This is a genomic window from Saccharopolyspora sp. SCSIO 74807 (genome assembly GCF_037023755.1).
GTDB classification, from domain to species: Bacteria; Actinomycetota; Actinomycetes; order Mycobacteriales; family Pseudonocardiaceae; genus Saccharopolyspora_C; species Saccharopolyspora_C galaxeae.
In genome coordinates, this window is sequence record NZ_CP146100.1 from 3,902,118 (window position 1) to 3,915,342 (window position 13,225).

Annotated in this window: 12 protein-coding genes; 8 read left to right on the top strand and 4 right to left on the bottom strand. The window is 70.5% G+C overall.

Translation table 11 applies throughout. From position 1 onward, the window contains the following. Positions 1 to 13: 13 nt before the first annotated feature. Positions 14 to 706, bottom strand: a complete 693-nt coding sequence (locus tag V1457_RS17945; RefSeq protein WP_338595690.1) for a hypothetical protein — start codon at positions 704 to 706, stop codon at positions 14 to 16. Positions 707 to 1,270: 564 nt separating this feature from the next. On the opposite strand from V1457_RS17945, the gene arc reads away from it, so the two are divergent. Further along, a complete protein-coding gene (gene arc / locus V1457_RS17950) occupies positions 1,271 to 3,070 on the top strand; it encodes a proteasome ATPase (RefSeq protein WP_200069702.1) in 1,800 nt (599 codons plus the stop codon). A gap of 196 nt (positions 3,071 to 3,266) precedes the next feature. Further along, entirely contained in the window at positions 3,267 to 4,205 is a 939-nt protein-coding gene (locus V1457_RS17955) for an aldo/keto reductase (RefSeq protein ID WP_338595692.1), read from the top strand. A gap of 144 nt (positions 4,206 to 4,349) precedes the next feature. Here the strand turns inward: V1457_RS17955 and V1457_RS17960 are convergent, their stop codons facing one another. Then, a complete protein-coding gene (locus V1457_RS17960) occupies positions 4,350 to 4,871 on the bottom strand; it encodes an NUDIX domain-containing protein (protein ID WP_307849980.1) in 522 nt (173 codons plus the stop codon). A 145-nt stretch (positions 4,872 to 5,016) separates the two neighbouring features. Between V1457_RS17960 and dop the strand changes: the two genes are divergently transcribed. The 5 genes from dop to V1457_RS17985 all read left to right on the top strand — a co-directional run bounded on the left by dop (position 5,017) and on the right by V1457_RS17985 (position 9,298). Beyond that, positions 5,017 to 6,513, top strand: a complete 1,497-nt coding sequence (dop, locus tag V1457_RS17965; protein WP_200069700.1) for a depupylase/deamidase Dop — start codon at positions 5,017 to 5,019, stop codon at positions 6,511 to 6,513. A 265-nt stretch (positions 6,514 to 6,778) separates the two neighbouring features. Continuing rightward, on the top strand, positions 6,779 to 6,970 hold the full coding sequence (locus tag V1457_RS17970) for a ubiquitin-like protein Pup (RefSeq protein ID WP_200069699.1): 192 nt from the start codon (positions 6,779 to 6,781) through the stop codon (positions 6,968 to 6,970). A 171-nt stretch (positions 6,971 to 7,141) separates the two neighbouring features. After that, entirely contained in the window at positions 7,142 to 7,993 is an 852-nt protein-coding gene (gene prcB, locus V1457_RS17975) for a proteasome subunit beta (RefSeq protein WP_200069698.1), read from the top strand. Positions 7,994 to 8,064: 71 nt separating this feature from the next. Continuing rightward, complete coding sequence (prcA, locus tag V1457_RS17980) at positions 8,065 to 8,829, top strand: proteasome subunit alpha (RefSeq protein WP_338595694.1); 765 nt, start codon at positions 8,065 to 8,067, stop codon at positions 8,827 to 8,829. 76 nt (positions 8,830 to 8,905) lie between these two features. Next, a complete protein-coding gene (locus tag V1457_RS17985; RefSeq protein ID WP_200069696.1) occupies positions 8,906 to 9,298 on the top strand; it encodes a VOC family protein in 393 nt (130 codons plus the stop codon). 3 nt (positions 9,299 to 9,301) lie between these two features. On the opposite strand, the gene V1457_RS17990 is transcribed toward V1457_RS17985, so the two are convergent. Beyond that, positions 9,302 to 10,780: a phosphatase PAP2 family protein gene (locus tag V1457_RS17990; RefSeq protein WP_338595696.1), complete on the bottom strand. Its 1,479-nt coding sequence runs from the start codon at positions 10,778 to 10,780 to the stop codon at positions 9,302 to 9,304. A 67-nt stretch (positions 10,781 to 10,847) separates the two neighbouring features. On the opposite strand from V1457_RS17990, the gene pafA reads away from it, so the two are divergent. After that, positions 10,848 to 12,206 (top strand): Pup--protein ligase, encoded by a 1,359-nt coding sequence (gene pafA / locus V1457_RS17995; protein ID WP_200069694.1) that lies wholly within the window; start codon positions 10,848 to 10,850, stop codon positions 12,204 to 12,206. Between the two features lie 213 nt (positions 12,207 to 12,419). Here the strand turns inward: pafA and V1457_RS18000 are convergent, their stop codons facing one another. After that, the gene (locus V1457_RS18000) at positions 12,420 to 13,124 is read right to left on the bottom strand and encodes an SDR family oxidoreductase (protein WP_338595697.1); all 705 of its coding nucleotides are present in this window, start codon (positions 13,122 to 13,124) and stop codon (positions 12,420 to 12,422) included. Positions 13,125 to 13,225: the final 101 nt, after the last annotated feature.

Sequence of the window (13,225 nt, forward strand, 5' to 3'; positions counted from 1 at the left end):
ATCACGACCCGGCTCATCGAGTCCCGAGCCTGCACACCTTCCACCGGCCGTCCTCGACCTCCAGCAGCAGCGCCTGGGCCACCGGTATCCGCGCCCCGTCCAGCTCGTAGGTCCCGGTCAGTTCGGCGCGGGCCTGCCGCCCCTGCGCGGTGACGGGGCCGAGCCGCAGCTCGAACCGGCCCTGCGAGAGCTGCCCGAGCTGCTGGTCGAGTTCGGCCCGGTTGGACTCGCACAACGAGGAGCCGAGCGCGCCGAAGTCGCCCGCGTTGACCTTGTCGACCATGTCCTGGGCGACCGGCCGGGGTTCGCCGGGATCGGCGTCGCCGAACAGGAGCAGCCCGCCGACCACCGCCGCCGCCACGACCAGCACCCCGGCGCCGCCGAGCACCCACGGCAGCCGGCGGCGCCCGCGCGGCTCCGCCTCGATGTCCGGGAACGGTTCGCGGTCCTGCGCGCCGAAGTTCTCCCAGTCCGGTGCGGGCGGGAACGACGGTTGCGGACCGCCGAACTGCGCGTGTTGCGGCGGCGGGAACGGCTGCTGTCCCGGCTGCGCGGGGTTTCCGGTGATCGGCCCCTTCGGCAACCCGGCGTGCTGGTTGCCGTAGAAGGCGGGCTGCTGCTGCGATTCCGGCGCATCTTCGTCCGCGTCCTCAGCGGCTCGCCGGCCCCACCCGCCCGGGTCGGGCTGCTGCGGCGGATAGGTCATGTCCACCCCCAGGGGTCGTCCGGGCACAACGGCGTCCGGTGCGGTGCGCCCGGTGTGCGGCTAGGCAAGTAGACCAGAGCGGGGAGGCGCCCAAGAGCGGAGCCGATCAACCCGCTGGGCGTGAGATGTCCTACACGAGGATCTCGTGGACCGAGGTTTGGGCCGGTCGCAGCAGCGCTGTGTTCCAAATGGTGGGAGCTGTGACGATTCGCCGACACGCCCGTGCGCGTCGGCACTCCAACGACACCCGGTTGTCGGCTCCCGGACACCCGGATGCCGCCATCCCGTCCGAAATGCCGTGGCGGAGCGGAAAACTCGTGGGTTCGGCGCCGAGTCCAGCCGGGACCGCACAGCGGCACCCGCACCGAACGGACCATGATCGTGAGCACACCGTGGTCGGCCGCCGCGCCCGCCGCGCCCGGGCGTGCTCGGTGGCCGCTGCGAAGTCATGGGTATTCGCCGATTTTTGTGGCACGCTGGCGGATCCGGCGGGCAATCACGACGCCGCCGTCGTCGGTGATCGCCGGTACCGTGGTGGTACGAGCACGGGAGGAGGGTGCCGACATGCAGCACGACCGTCCCGGCAGCCAGCCTGAAGAGGGCGGCGAGCAGCAGCCCGGTGACCAGACCGAGCTGCGAAGCCAGGTCCGTCTGCTCGAAGACGAAGTGGCATTGCTGCGCCGAAAGCTCAACGAATCCCCCCAACAGGCCCGGTTGCTGGAAAAGCGGCTGGCCGAGGCATCCGAGCGGGTGAGCCAGCTCACCGAACGGAACGCCAAACTCACCGAGACCCTGAAGGAAGCGCGCGGCCAGCTCACGGCCCTGCGCGAGGAGGTCGACCGGCTGGCGCAGCCACCGAGCGGCTACGGGACCTTCATGACCCGCTTCGAAGACGGCACGGTCGACGTGTTCACCTCCGGTCGCAAGATGCGCGTGGCGGTGTCGCCGAACGTGGACGTCGAACAACTGAAACTGGGCCAATCGGTCCGGCTCAACGAGGCGCTGACCGTGGTGGAGGAAGGTGCCTTCGAGCAGATCGGTGAAGTGTGCACCTTCCGCGAGGTGCTGCCCTCCAGCGGCGGCGACGGCTCCGGCCTGCCGCGTGCGCTGGTGCAGGGCCACACCGACGAGGAACGCGTGGTGTGGCTGACCGAACCGCTGTTCGACCTGGGGCTGCGCTCCGGCGACTCGGTGCTGGTCGACAGCAAGGCGGGCTACGCCTACGACACCGTGCCGAAGGCGGAGGTCGAGGACCTCACGCTGGAGGAGGTGCCGGACGTCGGCTACCTCGACATCGGCGGCCTCGGCAACCAGATCGAGCAGATCCGGGACGCCGTGGAGCTGCCGTTCCTGCACTCCGAGCTCTACGTGAAATACCAGCTGCAGCCGCCGAAGGGCGTGCTGCTGTACGGCCCGCCCGGCTGCGGGAAGACGCTGATCGCCAAGGCGGTGGCGAATTCCCTGGCCAAGAAGGTCGCCGCGGCCCGCGGGGACGACGACGGCCAGGCGAAGTCGTACTTCCTGAACATCAAGGGTCCCGAGCTGCTGAACAAGTTCGTGGGCGAGACCGAGCGGCACATCCGGCTGATCTTCCAGCGGGCCAGGGAGAAGGCTTCCGAGGGCACCCCGGTGATCGTGTTCTTCGACGAGATGGACTCGATCTTCCGCACCCGCGGCAGCGGCGTCTCCTCCGACGTGGAGACCACGATCGTGCCGCAGCTGCTGTCCGAGATCGACGGTGTCGAGGGCTTGGAGAACGTCATCGTCATCGGCGCCTCCAACCGCGAGGACATGATCGACCCGGCGATCCTGCGGCCGGGCAGGCTCGACGTGAAGATCAAGATCGAGCGGCCGGACGCCGAGTCGGCCAAGGACATCTTCTCCAAGTACCTGACCAAGGAACTCCCGATCCACGAGGAGGACCTGCGCGAGTTCGGCGGCGATCAGGACACCTGCGTGGACGCGATGATCCAGACCACCGTCGAGCGGATGTACGCCGAGACCGACGAGAACCGGTTCCTGGAGGTCACCTACGCCAACGGGGACAAGGAGGTCCTGTACTTCAAGGACTTCAACTCCGGGGCGATGATCCAGAACATCGTGGACCGGGCGAAGAAGTCCGCGATCAAGTCGGTGCTCGACACCGGGCAGCCGGGCCTGCGGGTCCAGCACCTGCAGGACGCGATCGTCGACGAGTTCGCCGAGAACGAGGACCTGCCCAACACCACCAACCCGGACGACTGGGCGCGGATCTCGGGCAAGAAGGGCGAGCGCATCGTCTACATCCGGACCCTGGTCAGCGGCAAGAACCAGGACTCCGGCAGGGCGATCGACACGGCCACCAACACCGGCCAATACCTGTAGGAACTGTTTCGGACTTGTTCTGGCTGCTTTGGTGGTTACTGCTCAGCGGCTTCGCCGCTGACTAAAAGAAAGACAGCGGGTTCCGGCAAGGACGGAACCGAGTGGTTCCCGTGGCGGGCGCCGGACTCCGGTGCCCGCCACGGGTGTGTGCGGGGTCCGGGTGTCGATCCCGGCGGCGGGCGGTTAGGTTCGCAGCATGATCTCCACGCGCCGGATCGGTCTGGGCTTGGCCGCGCTGGGCCGCCCCGCCTACATCAACGTCGGCCGCACCGACGCGCTGCCCGAGCACCGCACCGCCGCAGCGATGCGCGAGCACACCGCGGTCGTCCTGGACGCGGCTTACGCGGCCGGGGTGCGCTGGGTGGACGCGGCTCGTTCCTACGGCAGCGCCGAGGAGTTCCTGGCGGCTTGGCTGGGTGAACGCGGCCACGAGGACGTCACCGTCTCCAGCAAGTGGGGCTACGCCTACGTCGCGGAGTGGCGCATCGAGACCGAGGTGCACGAGGTCAAGGAGCACTCGGTGGAGCGCCTGCGGGAGCAGTGGGCGCAGACCCGCGAGCTGCTCGCCGACCGCGTCGACCTCTACCAGGTGCATTCGCTGACCACGGACAGCCCGCTGTTCGAGGACGCCGCGTTGCAGCAGGAGCTGGCGAAGCTGCGCGATTCCGGCGTGCGACTGGGCATCTCCACCAGCGGTGCGGCGCAGGCCGAGACGATCGAACGCGCGTGGGAGCTCGAAGCGGGCGGGCGGCAGCTGTTCGGCGCGGTGCAGTCGACGTGGAACTCGCTGGAACCTTCGGCGGGACGGGCGCTGCGCGCGGCGCACGACGGCGGCTGGCAGGTGCTGGTGAAGGAGTCGCTGGCCAACGGGCGGCTCGCGGTGAATCCGCCGGAGCAGGTCGCGCGCATCGCCGAACGGCGCGGCGTGGGGCCGGACGCGGTCGCGCTGGCGCACGTGCTGGCGCAGCCGTGGGCGGACGTCGTGCTCGTCGGCCCGGCGGGGCCGGAGCAGCTGCGGTCGAACCTGGCGGCGTGCTCGGTGGAGCTCACCGACGACGAGCTGCGGGAACTGGCTTCGGTGGCGCGGGACGCGCCGACCTACTGGGGTGAGCGTTCGGCGCTGCCGTGGCACTAGGGAGCCTTCAGCGGGTCGCGCGGCGCGAGCGGCCGCGACCAGCTGGGCAGGCCGGACCTCGTCGCCGTCCAGCGGCAGCGGGTTTCCGCACGCCGAGCGTGCCGTTCGGTCCCGGCCGCGACGGCGTGCCCATGTGACGCGCTGCTAGTCGTGGTCCTGCCGCCAGCTCAGCCATTCCTCGACGAACTGGCGCCCGTCCGGCACGAACGGCCACGCCGGGTCGGCGAGCCGGGCGCGCAGTTCCGCGATGCGCATCCACCAGCCGTCGGCGACCTCTTCGGGCTGGTGCACGATCGGCCCGCTCCACCGCGCTTCGTACAGGAACGCGTGATACCGGACCGTGCCCTGGTCGAACACCGACCGGAACAGGAACCGCACCGGCGCGTCCCGGATGCCGAGTTCCTCGGCGAGCTCCCGCTGGGCGGTGCTGTCCGGCTCTTCGCCGGCCGCCACGACGCCCCCGGCGCAGCAGTCGTGCATCCCGGGGTGCACGTCCTTGTCGTCGGTGCGCCGGTGCACGTACACCGATTCCCGGTCGGGTGAGAGCACCAGGACCGACGAGGCCGCGTGCCAAAGCCCGTCGCGGCGCATCAGCCAGCGCGGCGCCGCACCCGCGACCCGGCCGCTGCGCTCGTAGATCGCCACCTGCTCGTCCTGCGCTCCCACGCCGCCATCCTCGCAGAACCGCATCCGTGCCAGAGCTGCACGTGAATCCCACGAGACACCGGCGTGCCACCCACCGCGGTAACGGGGCCGAACGCACATCGCCGGAAACTCTGCTCAGCGCCGTTGAACCCGTAGGCTTCCAGGTATGCGGCGGATCATGGGAACAGAGGTGGAGTACGGCATCGTCGTGCCGGGCGACGCGACGGCCAACCCGGTGCTGACCTCCACCCACATCGTGCTCGCCTACGCGGCCGCGGCGGACATCCCGCGCGCCCGCCGGGCGCGGTGGGATTACGAAGTGGAGTCGCCCCTGCGGGACGCCCGCGGTTTCGACCTCGGTGCGCAGGCGTCGCAGAACAACGGTTCGGACAGCGACGACCTCGGCGCGGCCAACGTCATCCTCACCAACGGCGCCCGGCTCTACGTCGACCACGCGCACCCCGAGTACTCCGCCCCCGAGGTCACCAACCCGCGGGACGTGGTGGTCTGGGACAAGGCCGGTGAGCGGGTCATGGAGGAGGCCGCGATCAAGGCGGCCAGCGTGCCCGGCACCGCGCAGATGCAGCTGTACAAGAACAACGTGGACGGCAAGGGCGCCAGCTACGGCACCCACGAGAACTACCTGATGGCCCGGAGCACCCCGTTCACCGCGGTCATCGCCGGGCTGACGCCGTTCTTCGCGTCGCGCCAGGTGATGTGCGGCTCCGGCAGGGTCGGGCTCGGTCAGGCGGGGGAGAAACCCGGCTACCAGCTGTCCCAGCGCTCCGACTACATCGAGGTCGAGGTCGGGCTGGAGACCACGCTCAAGCGCGGCATCATCAACACCCGCGACGAGCCGCACGCCGACGCCGACAAGTACCGCAGGCTGCACGTCATCATCGGCGACGCCAACCTCGCCGAGACCTCCACCTACCTGAAGGTCGGCAGCACCGCGCTGGTGCTGGACATGATCGAGTCCGGGGTGCGCTTCGACGACCTGAAGCTGGCCGATCCGGTGCAGGCGGTGCACGCGATCAGCCACGACCCCTCGTTGCGCCAAGTGGTCGAGCTCGCCGACGGGCGCCGGTTCACCGGCCTGGACCTGCAGCGCGCCTACCACGAGCGGGCCGCGCAGCACCTGGAGGCCAACCCCGACCAGGTCGGCCGCGAAGTGCTCGAAACCTGGGGAGAGGTGCTGGACCTGCTCGGCGGCGACCCGATGGACTGCGCCGATCGGCTGGACTGGCCCGCCAAGCTGCGCCTGCTGGAGAACTACCGCGAACGCGGCAACCTCGGCTGGGCGTCCCCGAAGCTGCACATGATCGACCTGCAGTACTCCGACGTGCGGCTGGGCAAGGGCCTGTTCAACCGGCTGGTCGCGCGCGGTTCGATGCGCCGGATCGTCACCGAGGACGAGGTCCGCGCGGCGGTCACCGAGCCGCCGGAGGACACCCGCGCCTACTTCCGGGGCCGCTGCCTGGAGCGCTACCCGGCGGCGGTCGCGGCGGCGTCCTGGGACTCGGTCATCTTCGACCTGGGCCGGGACTCGCTGGTGCGCATCCCGACGCTGGAGCCGCTGCGCGGCACCCGCTCGCACGTGGGCGAGCTGCTGGAGGCCGCCTCCAGCGCCGAGGAGCTCGTCGACTCGCTCACCCGCGGCTGAACGGCCCGGCACCGGACAGCCCAGCACCGAACGGCTCGGCACCGACGACTCCGGATCGGTTCCGCGCTCCGGGAAAAGATCCGACGCCGCCCCTTCGGATGTGGGCGAACAGGGGTTCTGCTGGGTACTGTTCAGTCAGGATGTCCTTGTCCGGCGACCACGTCCGAGGCTGATCGGGTTAACCGGGGCGAATCGGGCACCGGCACCGGTGGCGGTACCGGCATCCGGAGGGACGGACATCCAAGGACGATCACCGGGAGGCGAGATGTCCCAGGAAAAGGTCCAGCGGCCCGACGGCGGGGACGACGACGAGGAATCGGGTCCGGAAGCCGCCGGTCAGGAACGTCGCGAGAAGCTCGGCGAAGACGTCGACGCCATCCTGGACGAGATCGACGACGTCCTGGAGGAGAACGCCGAGGACTTCGTGCGGGCGTACGTGCAGAAGGGCGGCGAGTAACCGCCCGGGGCGGCACCGCCGGGCCGGTATGACACGGTCCGGCGGTCTTCGCTCGAGGACCCGATCATGATTAGAGTGCGGGGAGGCCCGGGCCCGGGCCTCCCCGCACGGTCCCCGCAGCGGCCTCGTGCCGCCGGGACGGCCCGTCACTTCGAGGAGACGATGTCGCCGATGGAATCCAGCTCGGCCCGGAACTCCCCGGGTTCGGCACTGCCCGCCGCCTACCTCACGTCCGGGTCCTCGTCGTTCACCGACTTCCTCCAGGCCACCGCACCGGAGATGCTCCCGGGCAACCGGGCGGCGGCCGCGCCGGAGGGAACCACCGAGGCTCCGCACGGCACGACGATCGTCGCGCTGACCTTCCGCGGCGGTGTGCTGCTGGCCGGTGACCGGCGCGCCACGATGGGCAACGTCATCGCGCAGCGCGACGTGGACAAGCTCTACGTCACCGACGCCTACTCGGCCGCGGGCATCGCGGGAACCGCGGGCATCGGGCTGGAGATGGGCCGGCTGTTCGCGGTCGAACTGGAACATTACGAGAAGCTGGAAGGCGTTCCGCTCTCGCTGGACGGCAAGGCGAGCAAGCTCGCCGCGATGCTGCGCGGGAACCTGCAGGGCGCGATGGCCGGACTGGCGGTGGTTCCGATCCTCGTCGGCTTCGACACCGCCGCGGAGGACCCGGATCGGGCCGGGCGGATCATCTCCTACGACATCACCGGCGGCCGCTATCCGGAGGTCGGCTACCACGCCATCGGCTCCGGTTCGCTGTTCGCGAAATCGGCGCTGAAGAAGCGCCACGATCCGGATGCGGACGTGGACTCGGCGGTGCGCAACGCGGTCGAATCGCTCTACGACGCCGCCGACGACGACACCGCCACCGGCGGCCCCGACCTCTCCCGGCAGATCTATCCGACGGTCGTGACGATCACCGGTGCCGAGGGCGCGGTCCGGCTCTCCGACGAGCGGGCCGCGGCGGTCGCCGAGCAGGTCGTCCAGGGCCGTCAGGAGAACCCCGGCGGCTGAGGTCGCCTCCGCACGTTGTCGTACCCCCGCGGCGCCGGCGCGCCGAACGATTCGATCCAGGAGTGCCTGCTGTGACGATGCCGTTCTACACCTCTCCCGAACAGTTGATGCGGGAGCGCTCCGAGCTGGCCCGCAAGGGCATCGCGCGGGGGCGCAGCGTGGTGGTGCTCAAATTCGCCGGGGGTGTGCTGTTCGTCGCGGAGAACCCGTCCACGACGCTGCACAAGGTCTCCGAGATCTACGACCGGATCGGGTTCGCCGCGGTGGGCCGGTACAGCGAGTTCGAGAGCCTGCGGGTCGCCGGCGTGCGCATCGCCGACGTGCGCGGCTACTCCTACGACCGCCGGGACGTGACCGGCCGCGCGCTGGCCAACACCTACGCCCAGCACCTCGGTGCGATCTTCACCGAGCAGATCAAGCCGTTCGAGGTGGAGATCTGCGTGGCCGAGGTCGGCGCCACCGCCGAGACCGACCAGCTCTACCGCCTCACCTACGACGGGTCGATCGTCGACGAGCCGCAGTACGTCGTGATGGGCGGGCAGGCCGACGCGATCACTTCGACGTTGAAGGATTCCTTCTCCGACGGGCTCGAGCTCGGCCCGGCCGTCGAGGTGGCGGTGAAGGCGCTGGGGTCCGGTGGGGAGAACTCGCGGGAGCTGGGCAGCAAGCAGCTCGAAGTGGCGTTGCTGGAGCGGGAGCGGCCGCACCGGACGTTCCGCCGCATCTCCGGTGCGGCGCTGGAAGCGCTGCTGCCGAAGGAGTCCGGTAAGGACTCCGAGGGCTCGGACGACGACAAGAACGGTTCCGAGGACAAGGGGTCGGGCAGCGGCAAGTAGCCGCATTGACTTCCACCGCGGTCGAACTCGCATCGTGGTCGGTGCCCTGAAAGCCCGCCGAGGAGGGAAACCGACCATGGTCGAGCTCAACCACACCATCGTCGCCGCGCGCGACCAGGACGCGACCGCGCGGTTCTTCACCGAAGTGCTCGGGCTCGCCGAGCCGCAGCGCTTCGGCCCGTTCCTCATGGTGCAGCCGGAGAACTCGGTCACCTTGGACGTCGCCGCGGCCGACGGTGCGATCACCTCGCAGCACTACGCGTTCCTCGTCCGCGACGACGAGTTCGACGAGATCTTCGGCCGGGTCACCGAGCGCGGCCTGAAGTACTGGGCCGATCCGCACCACACCGAGCCGGACACCATCAACACCCGCGACGGCGGGCGCGGCTTCTACTTCGACGACCCGAACGGGCACATCCTCGAAGTCCTCACCCGGGAGTACGGCAGCGGTGCCGAGCAGCGCGGGTGAGGCTCACAACGGCCGGTAGACGGTGAGCACGTCGGGGTGCGCGGTGAACGCGAAGTGGCTGCCGCGCTGCCCGATCTCTCCGTCGGTGGCCACCGCCACCGGTGCGCCGAGCACCCGGACGTCCAGGAAGCGGTGCTCGCGCTCGACGTAGGTCCGGCTGCGGTGCAGTGCTCCGGTCAACGCCGCGAGCACGAACCGCAGCCGCGACAGGTGCGCGTCCGCGCGCACGTAGCGGACGTCCAGCCGCCCGTTGTCCAGCCGCGGGCGCCAGGTCGGCGCGAAACCGCGGGGCTCGTAGGCGCCGTTGCCGACGAACAGCACCCACACGCGGCGCCGGACCCCGTTCAGCTCGACTTCCAGCGGCGTGGATTCGTGCAGCACGCGCACCAGGGCCGCCGCGGCCGCGGGCCACTTTCCCCAGCGCGGCGACCACTTCTCCCGGAACCGCACCATGTCCGGGTAGCCGCCGAGGCTGGCGGTGTTGAGGAACCACCTGGTGGGACGGTCGTCCACGGCCATCCCGCCCAGGTCGAGGCGGGCGGCGCTGCCGCGTTCGACGGCCGCGGCCATCGCGCCGGGATCGGCGACCCCGGTGTCCCGCGCGAAGTGGTTCAGCGTGCCTGCCGAGAGCACCGCCAGCGGGAGGTTCCGGCGGGTGGCGACGGCGGCGACCGCGGAGACGGTGCCGTCGCCGCCCGCCACCCCGAGCGCGCGCACGGAGCCGCCTTCCCGCTCCAGCGTGGCCTCCAGGCCGGCGGCGAGGTCGGCGTCCGGCTCCGGGCGTACCACTTTGGCGGCCGGCCAGTGCGTGCCGACCCAGTGCTCGGCGTCGAAGAAGCCGTCACCGGATTCCGGGTTGATCAGGATCAGGACGCCTTCGCCGCGGTGCAGGCGGGGCGCTTCGGCCGGACGGCGCACCGCTGCGGTGGTGTCCGGGCGCAGCGGCCACCAGTGCCGCGTCGCCCAAGCGGTCGCGGTCCCGATCGCGCTGCCGCAGAGCACGTCCGTCGGCCAGTGGACGCCGGTGTGCACTCTGGAGTAGGCGACCCCTGTGGCGATCGGAGCAACGGCGAGCCCCAGCGCGGGCGACTCCATGGCCACCGCTGTGGCGAACGCCGCAGCCGACGCGGCGTGCCCGGACGGGAACGACGAGGAACGTGGCGGGTCGCTGAACCTGCGGTGCCGCGGAACCAGGCGCGCCGCAGGGCGCCGCCGCGGGAACAACGGTTTGCCCAGCAGGTTCGTGGTCGCGCTGGAGGCGGCGATGGCGACCACGCCGCGCAGCGCACCGCGCCGCGCGGGCCCGTTGCGCAGGCTCAGCGCAGCTGCGGCGGACAGCCACAGCACGCTGTGGTTCGCGGCCGTGCTCAGGGCTTTCAGGCCGGGGTCGGCGATGTTGCGGGGCAGCGCCGCGCTGCGCCCGACCAGCTGCCGGTCCGCGGCGTCGGCCCGCTGGACGATCTTGCGAAACCACTCGTGCACGCCCCGGACGCTACCCACGCCCGAACGGCGGACCGCCGATGGCCGCCGTTGCGCCTACTGTGGAGACATGCAGCGGCGGATCTTCGGCATCGAAACCGAGTTCGGGGTCACCTGCACCTTCCACGGGCAGCGGCGGCTCTCCCCGGACGAGGTGGCCAGGTACCTGTTCCGGCGGGTCGTGTCGTGGGGACGTTCCTCGAACGTCTTCCTGCGCAACGGGGCGCGCCTCTACCTCGACGTCGGCTCGCACCCCGAGTTCGCCACCGCCGAGTGCGACGACCTGACGCAACTGGTCACGCACGACAAGGCCGGTGAGCGGATCCTCGAGGACCTGCTGGTGGACGCCGAGCGGCGGCTCGCCGACGAGGGCATCGGCGGCGACATCTTCCTGTTCAAGAACAACACCGACTCGGCCGGCAACTCCTACGGCTGCCACGAGAACTACCTGGTGGGCCGCTCCGGCGAGTTCTCCCGGATCGCGGACGTGCTGCTGCCGTTCCTGGTGACCCGCCAGCTGATCTGCGGTGCGGGCAAGGTGCTGCAGACCCCGCGCGGTGCGGTGTACTGCCTGTCCCAGCGCGCCGAGCACATCTGGGAGGGCGTCTCCAGCGCCACCACCCGCTCGCGGCCGATCATCAACACCCGCGACGAGCCGCACGCCGACGCCGAGCGCTACCGCAGGCTGCACGTGATCGTCGGCGACTCGAACATGTCCGAGGTCACCACGCTGCTGAAGGTGGGCACCGCGCACCTGGTGCTGGAGATGATCGAGAGCGGCGTGCAGTTCCGGGACTTCGCCCTGGACAACCCGATCCGGGCGATCCGCGAGATCAGCCACGACATGACCGGGCGCCGCACGGTCCGGCTGGCGGGCGGCCGGGAGGCGTCCGCGCTGGACATCCAGCGCGAGTACCACGCGAAGGCGGTCGAGCACGTGGCCCGGCGCGGCTCGGATCCGATGACGGACCGGCTGGTCGACCTGTGGGGCCGGGCGCTGGACGCGGTGGAGACGCAGGACTACTCGGGCATCGACCGCGAAGTGGACTGGGCGATCAAGCACCGGCTGCTGGAGCGCTACCGCACCAAGCACGGGCTCGAGCTGTCCAGCCCGCGGATCGCCCAGCTCGACCTCGCATACCACGACATCCGGCGCGGGCGCGGGCTGTTCGACATGTTGCAGCACAAGGACCTGGTGGATCGCGCGACCGACGACGGCGAGATCGAGGCCGCCAAGGACACGCCGCCGCAGAGCACCCGGGCGAAGCTGCGCGGGGATTTCATCGCCGCTGCGCAGGCCGCCGGGCGGGACTTCACGGTGGACTGGGTGCACCTCAAGCTCAACGACCAGGCACAGCGCACGGTGCTGTGCAAGGACCCGTTCCGGGCGATCGACGAGCGGGTGGAGCGGCTGATCGGCTCGTTGTAGCCGGGCCGGTCCGGTGCCGGCTGAGCACCGGTCGCGGACACGATCCGGTGAAGCGGACCGGAAATGCCGATGTTCGAACGCGAGTTCGCATAGACTGGCGATAGTCAGTTCGAGCAGAGGAGTCCACCATGGTCGTCAGCCCGGAGTTCACCGCTCGGTCGCGTGTGCCGGTGCGTGGCCCTCCACTCGCCGCGGGCTGGTCCGCGGTTCGGTTCAGCGCAGGGGATGCTGGCCGGTCGGCCGGATGAGGATCTCGTTGACGTCGACGGTCTCCGGCTGGTCGAGGGCGTAGAGCGCGGCTCGGGCGATGTCCGCGGCCTGCAGCTTGGGGCGGTCGGCTTGCTCCGGGGTGTTCATCCCGGTCTCCACCAGGCCCGGTTGCAGCAGGGTGACGCGGACTCCGGTGCCGACGCACTCGGCTCGGATGTTCTGCGCCATCCCGGTCACCGCCCATTTGGTCGCCGAGTAGAGGTTGCCCGGCCGGATGCCGCGTCCGGCCACCGAACCGGTGAGCAGCAGGTGCCCGCCGCTGCGGACGAGGGCGGGCAGCGCGGCACGGGCGGTGATGGCGGTGCCGTGGACGTTGATCAGCGTCATCTCCCGCCACTGTTCGGGATCGGCTCCCTCGGAGCCGAGGAAGGAGGTGGGCACGCTGCTGCCTGCGTTGGCGAGCACGGCGTCGAGGTGGCCGAAGTGCTCTTCCGCGCGCTGCACGGCCGCTTGGACTTCGGGCCACTCCGTGACGTCGCACGGCAGCGCGAGCGCATTGCCCATGCCGATTTCCTGCGCGAGTTCCGTAAGCGACTCGGCGGAGCGGGCGAGCAGCGCCAGCCGGTAGCCGGCGCGCGCGGCGGCTCGCGCGGTCGCGGCACCGATGCCGCGGGACGCCCCGGTGATCAACAGGACTGGTGCGGTCATGTGCGCACCCTATTCGTCGGTCGGCGCCGACGAGCGACTTCGTCGTTGCCGGAATTTCAGAGAGGAGTGAAATTATTCGCCGTTTCAGCCACTGTGGAGGC